Source organism: Pseudomonas sp. 8O (assembly GCF_902506495.1).
Taxonomy (GTDB): domain Bacteria; phylum Pseudomonadota; class Gammaproteobacteria; order Pseudomonadales; family Pseudomonadaceae; genus Aquipseudomonas; species Aquipseudomonas chaetocerotis.
In genome coordinates this window covers 837,210-857,076 of the sequence record NZ_LR733265.1, presented here as the reverse complement: position 1 = coordinate 857,076, position 19,867 = coordinate 837,210, and the positions used below count along the sequence as shown (strand labels likewise).

The window sequence follows — 19,867 nt, the reverse complement described above, 5'->3', positions numbered from 1 at the left end:
GGATTTGCAGTCATCTTGTAGCCCGGATGAAATCCGAGGCCAGAGCGGCAAAAATCCCCGGATTTCATCCGGGCTACGAACCCTCTCCCCCTGCCCCCGCCCTGCGCCCCAGCCCTTCGCAGAGCTCAGGGCGCTTCAGCGAGCGAAGCAGTGCTTCGCTATTTCCGCTTACGCCCCGCAAGCAGGAGAGGGGAGCCAAACGCGCGCTTCTGTAGGAGCGGATTTATCCGCGATCATCGCGGCTGAAGCCGGTCCCACGGGACTTGTGGAGATTCGTTAATGCAGACTAAAACGCCCCTGCTCTTGCGAGCAGGGGCGCGAGTGTTTAACAGCCCGAGTTACATATGGGTTTCAGCGTACTCCGCGAGGATCGAGCGCGGTACGCCCTGCAGGGTGATGTGCACGCCGTGCGGGAAGTCCTTGAAGCGTTCGGTGAGGTAGGTCAGGCCCGAGCTGGGCGCGGACAGGTAGGGGGTGTCGATCTGCGCCAGGTTGCCCAGGCACACTACCTTCGAGCCATTGCCGGCCCGGGTGATGATGGTCTTCATCTGGTGCGGGGTGAGGTTCTGGCATTCATCGATGAGAATCAGGCTCTGCTGGAAGCTGCGCCCGCGGATGTAGTTGAGCGATTTGAACTGCAGCGGCACCTTTTGCAGGATGTAGTCGACGCTGCCGTGGGTGCTCTCGTCCTCCATATGCAGCGCTTCGAGGTTGTCGGTAATCGCGCCGAGCCAAGGCTCCATCTTCTCCGCCTCGGTGCCGGGCAGGAAGCCGATTTCCTGATCCAGCCCCTGCACGCTGCGAGTGGCGATGATGCGCCGGTAGCGCTTGCTGACCATGGTCTGCTCGATGGCCGCGGCCAGCGCCAGGATGGTCTTGCCGGAGCCGGCGGCGCCGGACAGGTTGACCAGGTGGATGTCCGGGTCGAGCAAGGCGAACAGCGCCAGCGCCTGGTGGATGTCGCGCGGTTTCAGGCCCCAGGCTTCCTGATGCAGCAACGGTTCCTGATGCATGTCGAGGATCACCAACTCGTCGCCCTTGATCGCCTTGATCCAGCCGACGAAGCCCTGTTCATCGAGGATGAACTCGTTGACGTGAACCGCTGGCAGGTTGTCGATGAGTTGCACGCGATGCCAGGTGCGCCCATGGTCCTGACGGGTGTCGACCTTGCTCACGCGATCCCAGAACGAGCCGGGCATGTCGTGATACCCCTTCGACAGCAGCGAGACGTCATCGACCAGTTGGTCGGTGTGGTAGTCCTCGGCGTCGATACCACAGGCGCGCGCCTTCAGGCGCATGTTGATGTCCTTGGTCACCAGCACCACGGACAGGCCGGGGTTGCGCGACTTCAGCTCCACCAACTGGTTGATGATCTTGTTGTCGTTGAGGTTTTCCGGCAGCCAGGTCACCGGCGCCGCACTTTTGCTCATGAGGATGGAAAGACGACCGCAAGGGCCGCTCTTGCCGCGCTGGATGGGTACCCCGTACTCGACGTCCTCGGGCTCCGCCCCGGCGAGAATCTGATCGATCAGGCGGATGGCCTGGCGACATTCCGCGGCCACGCCATGCTTGCCGGATTTCAGTTTGTCGAGTTCCTCCAATACGGTCATCGGGATAGCGACGTGGTGTTCTTCGAAGTTGAGCAAGGCGTTGGGATCGTGAATCAGGACGTTGGTGTCGAGAGCGTAGAGGGTTGGAGCGGTGGGCTTGGAGCGTCCGTGGTCATCCATACGTCGGTCACCTTCTTGTAGTAGCCAGACGACGCAATACCTGGGGCGGTGCTGCGCCGGACAGAGACCGCCGACTTTTTCAGGTCGGGGCCGAAAGGAGGCAAACAAGGTGAGGGCCAATGGCCGCCACCTGTCTGCAGGTTTCGGCGGTCTTGCTTTTTTATTACTCCAATTCACATGACAGAAAAACGTTTTTTTTCGCCACACAGGTTTATTTGCAGACGCGACAAATAGCGCTTGGCGAGCCACCAGCACCCCGTTACAGTCCGAAGTCCTACCTGCTGCAACTCGCCGCGCTTACCGCCCCCACATGCAGCACGCCGCGCTAATAAGGTGCAGGCGCTGTTCGTATCGCCTGACTATCTGCGTTCCCGTAGGCGCCGGCTTGCCGGCGATCAGTGCTGACCGGATCGCCGGCAAGCCGGCGCCTACAAAGGCATCAATACTGTTCTTCTCAATCGTCCCGATAGGTGGTCTTGCCGCCCCCTGAGCTCTAGAATCGCCGTCACGCTTTCTGGAGACTTCTCACATGCTGATGGTGATTTCACCGGCCAAGACCCTCGACTACGAGACGCCGCCCGCCACCCCGCGCTTCACCCAACCCGAACACCTCGACCACGCCCAGGAATTGATCGCCCAGCTGCGTGACTTCAGCCCGACGCAGATCGCCGAGCTCATGCATCTGTCGGACAAGCTCGCCGGCCTCAATGCCGCCCGTTTCGGCAGCTGGGAGCGACCGTTCAATCCGTCCAACGCCAAGCAGGCGCTGCTGGCATTCAAGGGCGACGTGTATACCGGGCTAAACGCCGAGGATTTCTCCGAAGAGGATTTCGACTTCGCCCAGACTCACCTGCGCATGCTCTCCGGCCTCTACGGTGTGCTGCGCCCGCTGGACCTGATGCAGGCCTATCGCCTGGAAATGGGCACCAAGCTGGCCAATGGGCGCGGCAAGGATCTGTATGCCTTCTGGGGCGAGCGCATCAGCGGCTGGCTGAACGAAGCCCTGGCCGCCCAAGGCGATGACGTGCTGCTCAACCTGGCCTCCAACGAGTACTTCGGCGCGGTCAAGCGCAAGGCCCTGAACGCACGCCTCATCGATACCGAGTTCAAGGACCTGAAGAATGGCCAGTACAAGATCATCAGCTTCTACGCCAAGAAAGCCCGTGGCCTGATGGCGCGCTACGTGATCAAGGAGCGCCTGACCAACCCCGAAGGTTTGAAAGACTTCAACTACCAAGGCTATCGCTACTCGGCCGAGCATTCCAAGGCCGACAGCCTGGTTTTCCTGCGCGACCAGCCGCAAGACTGACCTCTTCTACGCCGGCTAGCCCATGCACCGCTCATCGGTTGCTGCATGGGTTGGCCGCTGCGCTTGCCGATCCCCTCCTTCCTCACCCTGTCGCTTCGTTGCGCCCCGAGCGCTGCGCCTGGCAAAAATTCCCTCGCCGTTGCGTTTGATTCTCAAAACCTGCTTGGCATCACAGATTCAGCGCACGTGCACTTTCCATAGAACTTATTGCGTCATTAAGTTATCGGATAGTTTCGAGCGCATTAATGAACATATTGCCATCATGCATTTTGCAACTTGCCAGTATATTGCAATCAAATTAGCCGTTCAGCTTCGGTTCAGCTTCAGGACGAACGGTAGGAACTATCTGAAAGGGCCGCTACTCATACAGCCCGTAACACATTTCAATACATAACTTTCCAATCACTTGAACCTGCCAAATAGCGAATTAACTTTCGCCGGACAGCTTCACCCAAAGAAAAGTTCGTGTATTTCAAAGGGAGATATAGCAACCCGTCAAAGCACCGAGATAGAAGCCTCAAACGAGGCGGCAGCGACAACATCAAAGGGCCACCTTCAATATAAAGGCCCACATTTGGTGCCACTTCCGGCGCCCCACTCTATTTATGCCTGAATGAACTTGCTCATATTAAAGCAGCACGTTCACGGACTAGTTTTGGCCATAAGGCCAGTATTTGAAACTGCATCGAACGGACGAGGTGAATACCATGCGAATCAGTATCTTCGGTTTGGGTTATGTAGGTGCCGTTTGTGCCGGCTGTTTGTCGGCACGCGGTCACGACGTGATTGGCGTGGATATCTCCGCGAACAAGATCGACCTGATCAACAACGGTAAATCGCCCATCGTTGAACCGGGTCTGGAAGAACTGCTGCAACAGGGTCTGCGTCAGGGTCGCCTGCGCGGCACCACCGACGTCGCCGCTGCCGTTCTGGAAAGCGATGTGTCGTTCATCTGCGTCGGCACGCCGAGCAAGAAGAACGGCGACCTGGAGCTGAACTACATCGAAGGCGTGTGCCGCGAGATCGGCATGGCCATGCGCGACAAGAACGAGCGCCACACCGTGGTGGTGCGCAGCACCGTGCTGCCAGGCACCGCCAAGAACGTGGTGCTGCCGATTCTCGAAGATTGCTCGGGCAAGAAGGCCGGCGTCGATTTCGGCCTGGCGGTGAACCCCGAGTTCCTCCGCGAAAGCACCGCGATCAAGGACTATGACTTCCCGCCGATGACCGTCATCGGTGAGCTGGACAAGGCTTCCGGCGACCTGTTGGCCAGCATCTATGAAGAACTTGACGCACCGATCATCCGCAAGGACATCGAAGTCGCCGAGATGATCAAGTACACCTGCAACGTCTGGCACGCCGCCAAGGTCACCTTCGCCAACGAGATCGGCAACATCGCCAAGGCCGTCGGCGTCGACGGCCGCGAGGTGATGGACGTGGTCTGCCAGGACCACAAGCTCAACCTCTCCAAGTACTACATGAAGCCCGGCTTCGCCTTCGGCGGCTCCTGCCTGCCCAAGGACGTGCGTGCGCTGAACTACCGCGCCGGCAGCCTGGATGTGGAAGCGCCGCTGATCGGTTCGCTGATGCGCAGCAACGCCGCCCAGGTGCAGAAGGCCTTCGACATCATCGCCAGTCACGACTCGCGCAAGGTCGCCCTGCTCGGCCTGAGCTTCAAGGCCGGCACCGATGACCTGCGCGAAAGCCCGCAGGTGGAGCTGGCGGAAATGCTCATCGGCAAGGGTTTCGACCTGAGCATCTACGACCGCAACGTCGAGTACGCCCGCGTACACGGCGCCAACAAGGAATACATCGAGTCGAAGATCCCGCACGTCTCCTCGCTGCTCAACAGTGACCTGGACGACGTGGTAGCCAAGGCCGACATCATCGTCCTGGGCAACAGCGACGAACGCTTCGCCAAGCTGGCCGAGCAGGCGCCGAGCGGCAAGCGGGTGATCGACCTGGTCGGCTTCATGCCCCACGCCAGCAATGGTGTGGCCGAAGGCATCTGCTGGTAAGGACCCGAACGTACCTGCGCGCCCAGCGCGTGCAGGTACTCGGAGACCCATATGGACAAGCTCAAGAACGGCCTCAACCAAGCCAGCGGCTGGATGCTCTATCTCAGCCTGCTGATGCTGCTGGCACTGGCCCTGCCACGCACGGTGTTCGACCCCGAGTCGCGGGACTTCCTCCTGCTCATCGGTATCGTCGGCATCTGGCGCTATTCCATGGGCGCCATGCACTTCGTGCGCGGCTGCCTGTTCCTTTACCTGGTGTACCCCTGGTATCGCCGCAAGGTTACAAAACTCGGCAAGGACGCCGACCCCTCTCATGTGTTCCTGCTGGTCACCAGCTTTCGCATCGAGGCGCTGACCACCGCCATGGTCTACCGCTCGGTGATTCGCGAAGCCATCGACTGCGGCTACCCAACCACCGTGGTGTGCTCGATCGTCGAGCTCTCCGACGAGTTGCTGATCAAGAACCTCTGGGCTCAGGCCGAGCCGCCGACGCATGTCACCCTGGACATCGTGCGCATTCCCGGCACCGGCAAGCGTGATGGCCTGGCCCATGGTTTTCGCGCCATCTCCCGGCAGATGCCGGACCGCGATGCGGTGGTGGCGGTGATCGACGGCGACACCGTGCTCGAGCCTGAAGTGGTACGTAAATGCGTGCCCTGGTTCAAGCTCTTCCCCAACGTCGGCGGGCTGACCACCAACGAGTTCTGCGAGGTACGCGGCAGCTACCTGATGAGCGAGTGGCACAAGCTGCGCTTCGCCCAGCGCCACCTCAACATGTGCTCGATGGCCCTGAGCAAACGCGTGTTGACCATGACCGGGCGCATGTCGGTATTCCGCGCCAGCGTGGTGACCGACCCCGAGTTCATCCGCGACGTGGAAAGCGATCACCTGGAGCACTGGCGCCTGGGCCGCTTCCAGTTCCTCACCGGTGACGACAAGTCCAGCTGGTACAGCCTGATGCGCCTGGGCTACGACACCTTCTACGTGCCGGATGCGGCGATCAACACGGTCGAGCACCCGCCGGAGAAGAGCTTCATCAAGGCCAGCCGCAAGCTGATGTTCCGCTGGTACGGCAACAACCTGCGGCAGAACTCGCGCGCCCTGCGTCTGGGCATGGGTCGCCTCGGCGCCTTCACCAGCCTGGTGCTGTTCGATCAGCGCGTGTCGATGTGGACCTGCCTGCTGGGTCTGTGCGTGGCGATCATCGCCAGCATCAAGTACAGCCTGATGTACCTGCTGATCTACCTGCTGTGGATCGGCACGACGCGGCTGATCCTGACGCTGCTGCTGATGCTCTCCGGCCACCGCATCGGTCCGGCCTACCCGGCGCTGCTCTATTACAACCAGATCGTTGGCGCGATGGTGAAGATCTACGTGTTCTTCCGCCTCGACCAGCAATCCTGGACGCGCCAGAACACCAAGCTCAATCGTGGCCTGTCCAGCTTCGCCAACTGGTTCAACAGCTGGTCGTCACGTGCCATGACTTTCTCTGCCGCCTCTGTCTTCATCGCCGCGCTGCTGGCGCTGGTGTGACCGTACTCGAATAGGAATTAGCCACCATGAACTCCGTCGCCAATCACAACGTCGTCCATGAGTCCGAGGCCCAGCGCCAACATGCCCGCGTCAAGCTGCCGGGGCGTCTGCGCTTCACCAATGCCAAGGGCGAACGCATCGATGCACGCCTGCAGGATGTCTCTGCCGGCGGTTTCAGCTTCACCAACGAGAAGACCACGCACAAGGTCGGTGATTTTCATCGCGGCCAGCTGCAGTTCCAGCTCGACAGCCTGGTGCTGGGCCTGGACGTGGAGTTTCAGGTCAACTCGGTACAGCCCGAGCACAACCGCATCGGCTGCCAGTTCCATGGCGTCGGCGCACGCGAAACTGCGGCCCTGCGCCACCTGATCAGCGCGCACCTGGCTGGCGAGCTGGTCAACGTCGGCGAAGTGCTGCACATCCTCCAGCGCGACAACTTCACCAAGGCGCGCAAGAACGGCGGTAGCGGCGGTATGGGCGTGTTCGGCCGCCTGCGTGCGGTGACCTTCAGCGGTGCGATCTTCCTCATCGGTTTGGCCGCCTTCGGCTATATCGGCAAGTCGATCTACGGCCTGTACTTCGTCACCCACGCACAGTCGGCGCAGATCAGCCTGCCAGCGCTGCAGGTGACCATGCCGCGTGAAGGCAGCGTGCAGAGCCTGGCGCAGCCCGACGGCATCGTCGAGAAAGGCGCGCCAATCGCCACCTTCACCACCAGCATGCTGGAAATGCTCAAGGGGCACCTGGGTGAAGACCAGCTCGACCCGAGCCAGATCGAAGCGCTGTTCGCCCGTGAGATGCAGGGCACTCTGACCAGCCCGTGCAACTGCAAGATTTCCCGCCAACTGGTGGCCGACGGTCAGTTCGCCAGCAAGGGCGACGTGATCTTCGAACTGGTGCCGCAGGACGGCATCGCCACCGTCGCCGCCAGCTTCCCCTACCGCCATCTGGAACAGGCGCGCCCCGGCACGCCAGTGACCTTCAAGGTGGCCGGCGAAGACCAGGCGCGTCACGGCGAGATCGTCAGCAGCGCCCTGCATGACGGCGGCCTGAGCTCGGACATCCGCGTGGTGATCAAGCCCCAGGAAACCCTGCCGGCCAGCCTCGCCGGGCAACCGGTGGATGTGGTCATCGACCGTGGCCCGTCGCTGGGCTGGCTGGTCGATCGCGCCGTCGCGGCAGGCCGCTAAGGAGAACGTGTCGTGAGCATGCCCCTACTTCGCCCTGCCCTGCTCGGCCTCGCCGTCAGCGCCACGCTGGCCGGTTGTGCCGGCCTGCCGGATGAGCGCCTGGCGCGTGAAGCCCTGCACAGCGGCGACCAGCAGACGGCCGAATGGCACTTCCGCCAGCTTGCCGAGATGGGCTACAGCGACGCGCAGATCGGCCTGGCCGACATCTACGCAGCAGGTGGCCAGACCCAGGATCTGGATGAGGCCGAGCGCATCTACCGCCAGGCCCAGGACGGTTCGCCACGGGCCGAGGCGCGCCTCGGCAAGCTGCTGGCGCGCAAGCCCGGCAGCAGCCTGGCCGAGCGCCAGGAGGCCGCCGAGCTGCTGGAAAGCGCAGCCCAGGCCCGCGAGCCCAGTGCGCTGCTGCCGCTGACCGAACTCTACCTGTTCTACCCACAGGACTTTCCCGCCATGAACCTCGCGCAACGTATCCAAGACTGGCGCCAGCAGGGTCTGCCGCAGGCAGAACTGGCGCAGATTCTTCTGTATCGCACCGATGGCACCTACGACCAGCATCTGGGCGAGATCGAGCGCATCTGCCAGGCGCGCCTGGCCAGCAACGACGCCTGCTACGCCGAGTTGGCCACCGTGTATCAGAAGCAGAATCGCGAAGACGACCGTCAGGCGCTGATCGAGCAACTGCTGGCGGGTTACCGCGCCGGCACTGTCTCGCCCAACCAGGTCGACTCCGTGGCTCAAGTCCTCAGCGACCCTGAGGTCGGCCAACCGCAACCGCAGCAGGCACAGGAGCTGCTCGAAGCCATCGCACCGAACTATCCGGCCGCCTGGGTCAGCCTGGCGCGTCTGCTCTACGACTATCCGGCGCAAGGCGATATCGACACGCTGCTCGGTTATCTGGACAAGGGCCGCGAGGCTGCCCTGCCACGCGCCGAATTGCTACTCGGGCGCCTGTACTACGAAGGCAAGTTGCTGCCGCAGCAACCGAAGAAAGCCGAAGAGCACCTGCGCAAGGCCGCGCCCAGCGAACCCAGCGCCAATTACTACCTGGGGCAGATCTACCTGCGCGGCTACCTCGGCGAGGTCTACGCCCAGCAGGCGCTCGACCACCTGCTCAGCGCTGCGCGCGCTGGCCAGCTCAGCGCCGACTTCGCCCTGGCGCAGATGTTCAGCCAGGGTCGTGGGGTCAAGCCAAACCCGATCAACGCCTACGTATTCAGCCAACTGGCCCTGCCACGCAACACACCGCCAACCGTCGAACTGGCACAGACGGTGGCCGAGAGCCTGACCCCGGCACAACTGGCCGAAGGCCAACGCCTGCTGCGCGAAGAGCGCGATGCCCGCGGCATCGTCCTGCAGCAGCAGGCCGCCCTGCAGGTCAGCCAGCCATGAACAAGGATGCACGCATGCAGTTGAACAAAATCGTTAGCCAGCTGGGGTTGAGTGCCAGCCTGCTGGCGGCCAGCGCCGCCTGGGCGGCGGATGCACCGAAGAACTTCGGCCTGGATGTGAAGATCACCGCGCAATCGGAAGATGACCGCGACCTCGGCACCCGAAGCGGCGGGGATGTCAGCGGTATCGGTCTGGACCTGCGCCCCTGGGCCTACGGCGAACGCGGCAACTGGAGCGCCTTCGCCATGGGCCAGGTGGTTACCGCCACCGATACCATCGAAACCGACCCACTGCAGGATGACGGCGAAGACAGCACGCAGCGCAGCGACGCGCGCCAGCCGGACAAGAGCTACCTGGCCATGCGCGAATTCTGGGTCGACTACGCCGGCCTCACCGCCTACCCGGGTGAGCACCTGCGCGTCGGTCGTCAGCGCCTGCGCAGTGACGAAGGTACCTGGTGGGACACCAACATCGAAGCGGTCAACTGGCGCTTCGATACCACCCTGCTGCAGGCCAACGTCGGCATCGCCGAGCGCTTCTCCGATTACCGCACCGATCTCGACGACCTGGCGCCCGAAGACGAAGACCGCCAGCATTTCTTCGCCGGCCTCGACTACCAGTGGACGCCCGGACACCGCATCGGCACCAAGCTGCATCACAGCCGCGACGACGGCCGCCTGGCCAATCCCGGCGAGCGCGTCGACGAGCTGAGCAAGCGCTACACCGGTGACCTGACCTGGTTTGGCCTGCACGCCGACGGCGGCTTCTTCGAACGCAATTCGCGCAACCGCCTCAACTACTGGGCGCAGCTGACTTGGTTGCAGGGCGATACCGACCAATTGCAGCAGCAGGTGGTCGGCAGCGACCGCATCGCCACCGGCTCGCGCAGCCAGGACGTCGACGCCTGGGCCATGGACCTGGGCCTGCGCTACAGCCTCGACGAAAACTGGAAGATCGGCGCCGCCTATGCCCGTGGCAGCGGCGGTGGCGACGAGGGCAAATCCCGCCAGTTCATGCAGACCGGCCTGCACAGCAACCGCGCCAATTTCACCGGCGTCGAATCGCGCCTGCACCGCTACGGCGAGGCCTTCCGCGGCGAGCTCTCCAACCTGCAGGTGGCCAGTGCCTTCAGCTCCTGGCAACTGGGCGAGGACTACGACGCCAGCGTCGTCTATCACCGTTTCTGGCGCGTCGATGGCGATCAGGACGTCGGCGACAGCGGCATCACCGCGCCGCTGGTGGCTGGCGAGAAAGACATCGGCCAGGAAGTCGACCTGGTGCTGACCCGCTATTTCAAGCAGGGCCTGCTGCCGGCCGCCGTTGCCGAACAACTGGATGACCGCTCGGCCCTGGTGCGCCTGCGCGCCGGCGTGTTCCTGCCAGGCGACGCCTACGGCAGCGGCACCGACTCGGTGATGCACCGCGCCTTCGTCGACTTCATCTGGCGCTTCTGAGGGATCGGATCATGCAACCCAACGGCTTAGCCCTACCCCTGCTGCTCAGCGCACTGTGTCTCACCGCGCCCCTGGCCCAGGCCAACCCCGAGCAGCACCAGTTCGACTACCGCGTGCGCAGCGCACCGGCGGACGAGCTGCATCTGGAAGCACCCAAACTGCCGGACCTGTCCGGCTACACCAAGGAGGCCGTGCTGGCCAAGATCCCGCGTGAAAAGCGCGGTCAGGTGATGGTAAGGCGCATGCTGCGCCAGGACGCGCTGAAGGACTTCACCGGCGGCAACGAGCGCCTGCGTGAGTGGATCAAACGCCAGCAAGGCATGCCCCAGGCGATCTTCATCGAAGGTGGCCTGGTCACCGCCCAGGACATCGCCAAGGCGCTGCCTGAGAGCCAGTTCGCCGAGCAGGAACCGGGCGTGTACCTCGCCCGCCTGCCCATCGTCGTGGCAGAAGGCGCAGCGCTGCATGTCGGCAAGGAAACCCGCGAACTGCGCCTGTCGCAGGAGCGCGGCGCGTTCCTGGTCAACGACGGCCTGATGTTTCTCACCGACACCCGCGTCACCGCCTGGCGCGAGGCCGACAACGGCCCGGCGACCCTGCGCGACGACGGCAAGGAGTTCCGCCCGTTCCTGGTGTCCTGGGGCGGCAGCGAGCTGTACATCGCCAGCAGCGTGCTGACCAGCCTGGGCTACGACAACTCCAAGTCCTATGGCGTGTCGATCACCCAGTACACGCCGAACATGCATGAGCGCCTGCAACGTGAAGAACCGACCGGCTGGCTGATCGATTCGGAGTTCGTCGACCACTGGTACGGCTTCTACTGCTACGAAGCGCAGAACGTCGTGATCAAGGGCAACACCTACCGCGACAACATCGTCTACGGCATCGATCCGCACGACCGCTCGCACGGCCTGATCATCGCCGAGAACACCGTGTTCGGTACGAAGAAGAAGCACGGCATCATCATCTCGCGCGAGGTCAACGACAGCTGGATCTTCAACAACGAGAGCTATGACAACAAGCTCTCCGGGGTGGTGATCGACCGTAACAGCGAGCACAACCTGATCGCCTACAACCGCGTGCATGGCAATCATGCCGACGGCATCACCCTGTACGAGAGCGGCGACAACCTGCTGTGGGGCAACCAGGTGCTGCGCAACCAGCGCCACGGCATCCGCATCCGCAACAGCGAGAACATCCGCCTCTACGAAAACGTCTCGGCGATGAACCAGCTCACCGGCGTGTACGGCCACATCAAGGACCTGTCCGACACCGACCGCGACCTGCAACTGGACCCGTTCGACACCAAGATCTCGATGATCATCGTCGGCGGCACCCTGGCCGGTAATGGCTCCAGCCCGATCAACATCGACTCGCCACTTTCCGTCGAGATGTACCGCGTGAAGATGCTCGCACCGCGCAAGAGCAGCGGCATCCAGCTCGCCGGCATCCTCGGCGAGAAGCAGGACGAAATCCTCGACCTCATGGTGCGCCAGCGCCTGCCCGTGTTGATCGACCCAATCGATCCCGAGCTGATGACCAACTGACGAGGCCTCTAATGACTGCATACACACTCAAGACCCTGGCCCTGGCAGTGACCTGCGCCGCCTTCGGCAGCACCCTGCAAGCCGAAGAGCGCCAGGCGCCGCAATACCAGGTACAAGATTGCTGCTCGCTGTGCCCGGCTGCGCACGACGCCAGCCGCTACACCACCAACTACATGAAGAACTTCGTCACCCTGATGGATGCCGACGAGGGCTGGCTGTTTCGCAGCGTCGAAGACCTGCGCACCGAATTCGGCACCAGCGAAGTCGGCTACCAGCGGCTGAAGGAACTGCGTGACGGCCTCAAGCAGCGCGGCGTGGAACTGGTGGTGGTCTATCAACCGACCCGCGGCCTGGTCAATCGCAGCAAGCTGCGCCCGGCCGACTATCAGCGCTTCGACTACGACAAGGCGCTGCGCAACTATCGCCAGGCGCTGACCCGCTTCGAACAGCTGGGTATCTGGGTGCCGGATCTGGCCCCGCTGACCGACGAGGACAGCGACAAGGAGTTCTACTTCCGCCGCGACCAGCACTGGACACCCTACGGTGCCGAGCGCACCGCGCGTCTGGTGGCCGAGACGGTCAAGCGCATCCCCGGCTTCGAAGACATTCCGCGCAAGGAGTTCGTCACCGAGCGTGTCGGTCTGATGGGCAAGACCGGCACCATGCAGAACGTTGCCAGCCAACTGTGTGGCACCGGTTATGCGGTGCAGTACGTCGATCAGTTCATCACCGAGCCGAAGAATGCCAGCGATGGCGATGCGCTGTTCGGCGACGACAGCAGCCCGCAGATCACCCTGGTCGGCACCAGCCACAGCGGCAAGAACTACAACTTCGGCGGCTTCCTGGAACAGTACCTGGGCACCGACGTGCTCAACGCCGCCTTCCCCGGCGGTGGCCTGGAAGGCGCGATGCTCGAATACCTGGCCAGCGATTCGTTCCAGAACGACCCGCCGAAGGTCCTGATCTGGGAATTCTCGCCGCTCTACGACCTGGCCTCGGACAAGATCCACCGTCAGTTGATGGCCTCCCTGAACAACGGCTGCAGCGGCCAGACCGAGCTGCTCGCCAGCGAGAAACGCCTGCATCCGGGTAGCAACGAAATTCTCGTCAACGGCGAGAACAAGCTGCTGACCCTGGCCGGCAATCGTCACCAGCTCGACCTGCGTTTCAGCGATCCGTCGGTCAAACGCGTCGACGCCACCATCTGGTACCTCAACGGCCGCCGCGAACAGCTCAAGCTGGAGAAACCCGACACCGTCGACACCGACGGCCGCTTCGCCGTGGAGCTGCGCGACGAGCCGGGCTGGGGTGATCAGAACTTCTTCGCCCTGGAAATCCAGAAGCCCGAGGACAGCGCTAACGACCTGAAAGTCCAGGCCAGCCTGTGCGAACGCCCGAGCGGGCCTGGCCAGCAGGTCGCGCAGCATCACGCGAACGACTGAGGAGGCCACCATGCCTGCACGACTCGCACCTTTCACCCTTGTGGCGCTGCTGCTCAGCGCCCCGGCCTTCGCCGCGCTGCAACCGCCTGCGGGTTACTACGCCGCCGTGGGCCAGCGCGACGGCAAGGCGCCCGTCTGCCCGGCGGTACCGCAGCCGTATACCGGTGAGCTGCAGTTCACCAGCAAGTACGAGGGCTCCGATAGCGCGCGCGCCACGCTCAATCGCCAGGCGGAGAAGAACTTCCGCGAGCAGACCGCGCACATCACCCGCCTGGAAAAGGAGGCCGGGCGGATGATCACCGGCTACATGCGTACCGGTCAGCGCGAGCGCCTGGAATGCGCCATCGAATGGCTGGACCAGTGGGCCAGCTCCGATGCGCTGGAGTCCGAGCAGTTCAACCACACCGGCAAGTCGATGCGCAAATGGGCGCTCGGCAGCCTGGCCGGCGCCTGGCTACGCCTGAAATTTTCCGAGTCGCAGCCGCTGGCCGCCTACCCGCAACAGAGCGCACGCATCGAGGCCTGGTTCACTCGCCTGGCCGAGCACACGGTGCGCGAGTGGAGCGACCTGCCGCTGAAGAAGATCAACAACCACAGCTACTGGGCTGCCTGGTCGGTGATGGCGGTGGCGGTGATCGATGATCGCCGCGACCTGTTCGACTGGTCCGTAGGCCAGTTCCGCATCGCTGCCAATCAGGTCGATGACGAAGGCTACCTGGCCAACGAGATGCGCCGCAGCCATCGCGCCCTCGCCTACCACAACTACGCCCTGCCGCCGCTGGCGATGATTGCGGCATTTGCCGAAGCCAATGAAGTCGACCTGCGTGGCGAGAACCATGGTGCCCTGCAGCGCCTGGCCGAGCGCGTGCTGCAAGGCGCGCGCGACCCGGCTGCGTTCGCCCAGCGCACTGGCGCCAAGCAGGACATGAGCGAGCTGCGCAAGGACTTCAAGTACGCCTGGCTGGCGCCCTACTGCAGCCTCTATGCCTGCAGCGAACAGACCCGCGAACTGAACCAGGAGATGGGGCCGTTCAACAGCTTCCGCCTCGGTGGCGAAGTGACCCAGGTGTTCGGAAAGCCGTAGGAGCCGGCTTGCCGGCGATGCTTTTAAAAGCTGATCGCTGGCAGGCCAGCTCCTACGGACGTAGCAAAAACAAACCCTCCGCTCGCGGGGGGAAAGGGGGGCGCTGCCCCGGCTGTTCACGGAGAAGCACGGATGGTCTTTTCATCCAACGTCTTTTTGTTCCTGTTCCTGCCGACCTTCCTCGGCTTGTACTACCTGTGCCCGAATCGCGGGCGCAACCTGCTGATCCTGATCGGCAGTTACGCCTTCTATGCCTGGTGGCGGGTGGATTTCCTCCTGCTGTTCGCTGCGGTGACGCTGTGGAACTACTTCTTCGGCCTGCGCATCCAGGCGCATGCCGGCACCGAGACGGCGCGCCGCTGGGTCGTGGCCGGGGTGATCGGCAACCTGGCCACGCTGGGCTATTTCAAGTACGCCAACTTCGGCGTGGCCAACATCAACGCCGTGCTCGAATCCATGGGCCTGGAGCCCTTCGTGCTGACGTCGGTCATCCTGCCGATCGGTATTTCCTTCTACATCTTCCAGTCGATCAGCTACCTGATCGACGTGTACCGCAAGGACACCGAACCGACGCGCAACCTGATCAACTTCGCCGCGTTCATCGCCCTGTTCCCCCAGCTGATCGCCGGCCCGGTACTGCGCTACAAGGACCTGGCCGACCAGTTCACCGACCGCACCCACAGCCTCGACAAGTTCAGCGAAGGCGCCACGCGCTTCATGCAGGGCTTCGTCAAGAAAGTGTTCATCGCCGACAGCCTGGCGCCGCTGGTGGACCATTGCTTCGCCCTGGAGAACCCCAGCACCGGCGACGCCTGGCTGGGCATGATCGCCTACACCGCGCAGCTGTACTTCGACTTCTCCGGCTACAGCGACATGGCCATCGGCCTGGGCCTGATGATGGGCTTTCGCTTCATGGAGAACTTCAACCAGCCCTATATCAGCCAGTCGATCACCGAGTTCTGGCGGCGCTGGCACATCAGCCTGTCCACCTGGCTGCGTGACTACCTGTACGTGCCGCTGGGTGGCAACCGTCACGGCACCTTCAACACCTACCGCAACCTGTTTCTGACCATGCTGCTGGGCGGTTTCTGGCACGGCGCCAACTGGACCTTCCTGATCTGGGGCGCCTGGCACGGCATGTGGCTGGCCATCGAACGAGCGCTCGGCGTGAAAGCCGCACCGACTGTGTTCAACCCGCTGAAATGGGCCTTCACCCTGCTGCTGGTGATGCTCGGTTGGGTGATCTTCCGTGCCGAGAACCTGGAAGTTGCCGGGCGCATGTACGCCGCACTGCTGTCCTTCGGTGACTGGCAGCTGAGCGAGCTGACCCTGGCGCACATCACCGGGCTGCAGATGGTCACTCTGGTGCTGGCCTGGGTGGTGATCGCCATCAACGGTGCCCGCCAGTTCCTTGCCAGTCGCAGCCATGAGCCGGGCCTGACCCTGGCCAGCGCCGGTGTCGCCCTGCAGGCCGTCGACCTGCGCATGGTGGCCGTACGCGGCGCACTGCTGCTGTTGTTCTGCGCCTCGCTGCTCAAGCTCTCGGCGCAGAGCTACTCCCCCTTCCTGTACTTCCAGTTCTGAGCGGAGGCCGAGCATGAATCGCCCCATCAAGACCCTGTATGTCGCGCTGTTCGCCCTGCTGCTGTTGCCAGTCAGCCTGCTGGCCCTGAGCAAGCTCGGCGCCTATAGCATGCCGGCGCAGCCAAACGTGCTCGACGGCGGCCTGGCCAAGAGCATCGAGCGTCACTACGACGAGAACTTCCCGCTCAAGCAGGCCGGCATCAACCTCTGGGCCGCCCTGGAATACCTGGCGTTTGGCGAAGGCCGCAGCGGCCTGGTGGTCGGCGAGGACGGCTGGCTGTACTCGGACGAGGAGTTCGATCCGCTGGCCGACGGTCAGCGCCAGCTGCGCGACAACCTGGCGCTGATCCGTGGTGTACAGCGCCAGCTGGAGAAACGCGACATCCAGCTGCTGCTGGCCATCGTCCCGGCCAAGACCCGCCTGTACCCGGAGCACACCGGCAGCCATCGCCCCAGCGCGCTGCAGCGCAGCCTGTACCCGCGCTTTCACCGCGCGGTGCGTAACGCCGGGATCGCCGCGCCGGACCTGCTCGGCCCGCTGCAGGCAGCCAAGCGCGAAGCACCGATGTTCCTGCGCACCGACACCCACTGGACCCCGGAAGGTGCCGACATCACGGCCCGCGCCCTGAGCGAGGTGGTGCACAGCGCCATGCAGCTGCGTGGCGAGCCACAGCAGTTCGTCACCGAGACCGTGGAAACCCGCTCGCACCAGGGCGACCTGACCCGCTTCCTGCCGCTGGCGCCGCTGTTCGAAAGCCTGATGCCGCAAGCCGACCGCCTGCAGCAGCGTGAAACCCACGCCGCCGAAGGCAGCGGCGACGACCTGTTCGGCGACAGCGACCTGCCGGTGACGCTGGTCGGTACCAGCTACAGCGCCAACCCAGCCTGGAACTTCGCGGGTGCCCTGCGTGAACACCTGCAGCGCGACCTGGCCAACCACGCCGAGGAAGGCGGCGGCCCGCTGGTGCCGATGCTCAAGTACCTGCAAAGCGACGAGCTGAAGAACAACCCACCACAGCTGGTGATCTGGGAATTCCCCGAGCGCTACCTGCCGATGGCCAGCGATTTCACCGATTTCGACCCGCAATGGCTCACCGCACTCAAAGACGGCGGCGAGCGCCAGGGGCTGGCTGCTGCCAGTCACTGATTCATCCCCCAAGGAGGACTATCCGATGAACACTCAAACCACCCTGCGTCGTTTCACTCTGAGCGCCTGCGCCCTGGCCCTGGGCCTCGGCATGCTTCAGGCGCATGCCGATGACGGCGCCCTCTACGGACCCAAGGCGCCCAAGGGTTCGGCCTTCGTCCGAGCCTACAACGCCAGCAGCGCCGAACTCGATGTCAGCGTCGGCCAGACCCAGCTCAAGCAGATCTCGCCACTAGGCTCGAGCGACTTCAAGTTCCTCCCGGCCGGCAGCTATCAGGCCCAAGTGGGCAACGCGCAGATGCCGGTGGATCTGCAGGCCGCGCGTTACTACACCCTGGTCAGCCAGACCGGCGCCAAGCCGCGCCTGGTCGAGGAACCGCCCTTCACCAGCCGGCAGAAAGCCCTGCTGCGCGTGCAGAACCTGACTGACAGCACCCTCAGCCTGAAAACCGCCGACGGCAAGACCGATGTGGTCGCCGATGTGAAGCCGGACGGCCGTGGCGACCGCGAGATCAACCCGGTCAAGGTCGGCCTGGCGCTGTTCGACGGCGAACGCAAGGTCGCCGACCTGAAACCGGTCACGCTGGAACGCGGCGAGGTGGTCAGCCTGTTCGTCACCGGTGGTCAGGGCAAGTTGTCGCCGGTGTGGGTCAAGCGCCCCATCGACGGTTGATGCAGTGAGTTTCTAGAACAAGGAAAACGGCGGGTACACGCCGCACCGACACGACACGGGCAAACCACTTGATCAATCGTTCAGGAGAGACACAACCATGACCCCCATCATCCTATCCGGTGGCAGCGGCTCGCGACTCTGGCCTCTTTCGCGCAAGCTGTATCCCAAGCAGTTCCTCGCCCTGACCGGTGAGCAGACGCTGTTCCAGCAGACCCTGCAGCGCCTCTCCTTCGACGGCATGCAACCGCCAGTGCTGGTGGCCAACCAGGAGCACCGTTTCATCGTGCTCGAGCAACTGGAGCAGATCGGTCAGCAGACGCAAATGCTGCTGCTCGAGCCGTTCGGCCGCAACACCGCCCCCGCCGTGGCCATGGCCGCCCTGCAGCTGGTCGCCGAAGGTCGTGACGAATTGATGCTGGTGCTGCCGGCCGATCATGTACTGGACGACCAGCAAGCCTTCCGCCAGGCCCTGGCACTGGCCACCGTGGCCGCCGAAAAAGGCGAGATGGTGCTGTTCGGCGTACCGGCAGACCGCCCGGAAACCGGCTACGGCTACATCCGCGGCCAGGCTGACGGCACCCTGCCCGATGGCGTGGCGCGCGTCGCCAGCTTCGTCGAAAAACCCGACGCCCAACGCGCCACCGAGTATGTGAACAGCGGCGACTATTACTGGAACAGCGGCATGTTCCTGTTCCGCGCCAGCCGCTTCCTCGAAGAGCTCAAGCATCACGATGTGGACATCTACGACACCTGCCTGCTGGCCCTGGAACGCAGCCAGCGCGACGGCACGCAGATCTCCATCGACCCGGCCACCTTCGCCTGCTGCCCGGACAACTCCATCGACTATGCGGTGATGGAGAAGACCAGCCGCGCCTGCGTGGTGCCGCTCGCCGCCGGCTGGAACGACGTGGGCAGCTGGTCGTCGATCTGGGAAGTGCATGACAAGGACGAGGCCGGCAACGTGACCAAGGGCGACGTGGTGCTCGAAGACAGCCGCAACTGCCTGATCCACGGCAACGGCAAGCTGGTCTCGGTACTGGGCCTGGACGATATCGTCGTGGTGGAAACCAAAGACGCCATGATGGTGGCGCACAAGGACCGCGTGCAGGACGTCAAGAAACTGGTCGGCAAGCTCGACGCACAGGGCCGCTGCGAGACTCAGAACCACTGTGAGGTGTATCGCCCGTGGGGCTCGTACGACTCGGTGGACATGGGCGGTCGTTTCCAGGTCAAGCACATCACCGTCAAGCCGGGCGCACAGCTCTCCTTGCAGATGCACCACCACCGCGCCGAGCACTGGATCGTGGTGTCCGGTACGGCCAAGGTGACCTGCGACGACCGTGAGTTCCTGCTCACCGAGAACCAGTCCACCTACATCCCGATGACCTCGGTGCACCGCCTCTCCAACCCGGGCAAGATCCCGCTGGAAATCATCGAGGTGCAGTCCGGCACCTACCTCGGCGAAGACGATATCGAGCGTCTGGAAGATGTATACGGTCGCAGCGATGCGTTAGTCGCTGGCGCCGTCCACTGAGCTGTTCGTAGCCCGGATGCAATACGGGTCGATCTCGGCCCCGGATTGCATCCGGGCTACGCCCCAGTTCATCCAAGGCATGCGCAACGAACTCCCCTCTCCCATTCATGGGAGAGGGGTTGGGGGAGAGGGCAGAAGACGCCACGCCGTTGCAGGTTCTCCCTTTCCCTGCCCCTTTCCCGCCAGATGAAGGAAGCTGTCACACCCTGCGACAGCCCACGCGGTTACCCTGA

At 63.5% G+C, this 19,867-nt stretch carries 14 protein-coding genes; 13 read left to right on the top strand and 1 reads right to left on the bottom strand.

The genetic code is table 11. From position 1 onward, the window contains the following. Positions 1 to 338: 338 nt before the first annotated feature. The gene (locus tag GV002_RS17405; RefSeq protein ID WP_017678167.1) at positions 339 to 1,730 is read right to left on the bottom strand and encodes a PhoH family protein; all 1,392 of its coding nucleotides are present in this window, start codon (positions 1,728 to 1,730) and stop codon (positions 339 to 341) included. Positions 1,731 to 2,259: 529 nt separating this feature from the next. Here GV002_RS17405 and yaaA point away from each other — a divergent pair. The 13 genes from yaaA (at position 2,260) to GV002_RS17340 (ending at position 19,634) form a co-directional block, all read left to right on the top strand. Then, entirely contained in the window at positions 2,260 to 3,039 is a 780-nt protein-coding gene (gene yaaA / locus GV002_RS17400) for a peroxide stress protein YaaA (RefSeq protein ID WP_160019578.1), read from the top strand. A 707-nt stretch (positions 3,040 to 3,746) separates the two neighbouring features. Beyond that, a complete protein-coding gene (gene algD, locus GV002_RS17395; RefSeq protein WP_021488167.1) occupies positions 3,747 to 5,057 on the top strand; it encodes a GDP-mannose 6-dehydrogenase in 1,311 nt (436 codons plus the stop codon). Between the two features lie 51 nt (positions 5,058 to 5,108). Next, positions 5,109 to 6,590, top strand: a complete 1,482-nt coding sequence (alg8, locus tag GV002_RS17390; RefSeq protein ID WP_160019577.1) for a mannuronan synthase — start codon at positions 5,109 to 5,111, stop codon at positions 6,588 to 6,590. Positions 6,591 to 6,616: 26 nt separating this feature from the next. Beyond that, the gene (locus GV002_RS17385; RefSeq protein ID WP_160019576.1) at positions 6,617 to 7,780 is read left to right on the top strand and encodes an alginate biosynthesis protein Alg44; all 1,164 of its coding nucleotides are present in this window, start codon (positions 6,617 to 6,619) and stop codon (positions 7,778 to 7,780) included. Positions 7,781 to 7,792: 12 nt separating this feature from the next. Further along, entirely contained in the window at positions 7,793 to 9,169 is a 1,377-nt protein-coding gene (gene algK / locus GV002_RS17380; protein ID WP_160019575.1) for an alginate biosynthesis TPR repeat lipoprotein AlgK, read from the top strand. A gap of 14 nt (positions 9,170 to 9,183) precedes the next feature. Further along, positions 9,184 to 10,623 (top strand): alginate export family protein, encoded by a 1,440-nt coding sequence (locus GV002_RS17375; protein ID WP_160019574.1) that lies wholly within the window; start codon positions 9,184 to 9,186, stop codon positions 10,621 to 10,623. An 11-nt stretch (positions 10,624 to 10,634) separates the two neighbouring features. After that, complete coding sequence (gene algG, locus GV002_RS17370) at positions 10,635 to 12,170, top strand: mannuronan 5-epimerase AlgG (RefSeq protein ID WP_160019573.1); 1,536 nt, start codon at positions 10,635 to 10,637, stop codon at positions 12,168 to 12,170. An 11-nt stretch (positions 12,171 to 12,181) separates the two neighbouring features. Further along, on the top strand, positions 12,182 to 13,612 hold the full coding sequence (locus GV002_RS17365) for an alginate O-acetyltransferase (RefSeq protein WP_160019572.1): 1,431 nt from the start codon (positions 12,182 to 12,184) through the stop codon (positions 13,610 to 13,612). 10 nt (positions 13,613 to 13,622) lie between these two features. Beyond that, positions 13,623 to 14,696 (top strand): mannuronate-specific alginate lyase, encoded by a 1,074-nt coding sequence (locus GV002_RS17360; RefSeq protein ID WP_160019571.1) that lies wholly within the window; start codon positions 13,623 to 13,625, stop codon positions 14,694 to 14,696. Positions 14,697 to 14,828: 132 nt separating this feature from the next. Beyond that, a complete protein-coding gene (locus tag GV002_RS17355; RefSeq protein WP_160019570.1) occupies positions 14,829 to 16,280 on the top strand; it encodes an MBOAT family O-acyltransferase in 1,452 nt (483 codons plus the stop codon). Between the two features lie 13 nt (positions 16,281 to 16,293). After that, positions 16,294 to 17,427, top strand: a complete 1,134-nt coding sequence (locus tag GV002_RS17350) for an alginate O-acetyltransferase (protein WP_160019569.1) — start codon at positions 16,294 to 16,296, stop codon at positions 17,425 to 17,427. A gap of 25 nt (positions 17,428 to 17,452) precedes the next feature. After that, entirely contained in the window at positions 17,453 to 18,100 is a 648-nt protein-coding gene (locus GV002_RS17345; RefSeq protein ID WP_160019568.1) for an alginate O-acetyltransferase AlgF, read from the top strand. 97 nt (positions 18,101 to 18,197) lie between these two features. Next, positions 18,198 to 19,634, top strand: coding sequence for a mannose-1-phosphate guanylyltransferase/mannose-6-phosphate isomerase (locus GV002_RS17340; protein ID WP_160019567.1), 1,437 nt, complete (start codon positions 18,198 to 18,200; stop codon positions 19,632 to 19,634). The last annotated feature ends 233 nt before the right edge of the window (positions 19,635 to 19,867 follow it).

Coding starts and splice junctions, on each gene's coding strand:
- GV002_RS17350 (WP_160019569.1), top strand. CDS start 16,294: ATGAATCGCCCCATCAAGACCCTGTATGTCGCGCTGTTCGCCCTGCTG.
- GV002_RS17385 (WP_160019576.1), top strand. CDS start 6,617: ATGAACTCCGTCGCCAATCACAACGTCGTCCATGAGTCCGAGGCCCAG.
- GV002_RS17355 (WP_160019570.1), top strand. CDS start 14,829: ATGGTCTTTTCATCCAACGTCTTTTTGTTCCTGTTCCTGCCGACCTTC.
- algD (WP_021488167.1), top strand. CDS start 3,747: ATGCGAATCAGTATCTTCGGTTTGGGTTATGTAGGTGCCGTTTGTGCC.
- alg8 (WP_160019577.1), top strand. CDS start 5,109: ATGGACAAGCTCAAGAACGGCCTCAACCAAGCCAGCGGCTGGATGCTC.
- GV002_RS17360 (WP_160019571.1), top strand. CDS start 13,623: ATGCCTGCACGACTCGCACCTTTCACCCTTGTGGCGCTGCTGCTCAGC.
- GV002_RS17365 (WP_160019572.1), top strand. CDS start 12,182: ATGACTGCATACACACTCAAGACCCTGGCCCTGGCAGTGACCTGCGCC.
- yaaA (WP_160019578.1), top strand. CDS start 2,260: ATGCTGATGGTGATTTCACCGGCCAAGACCCTCGACTACGAGACGCCG.
- GV002_RS17345 (WP_160019568.1), top strand. CDS start 17,453: ATGAACACTCAAACCACCCTGCGTCGTTTCACTCTGAGCGCCTGCGCC.
- GV002_RS17405 (WP_017678167.1), bottom strand. CDS start 1,730: ATGGATGACCACGGACGCTCCAAGCCCACCGCTCCAACCCTCTACGCT.
- GV002_RS17375 (WP_160019574.1), top strand. CDS start 9,184: ATGCAGTTGAACAAAATCGTTAGCCAGCTGGGGTTGAGTGCCAGCCTG.
- algG (WP_160019573.1), top strand. CDS start 10,635: ATGCAACCCAACGGCTTAGCCCTACCCCTGCTGCTCAGCGCACTGTGT.
- GV002_RS17340 (WP_160019567.1), top strand. CDS start 18,198: ATGACCCCCATCATCCTATCCGGTGGCAGCGGCTCGCGACTCTGGCCT.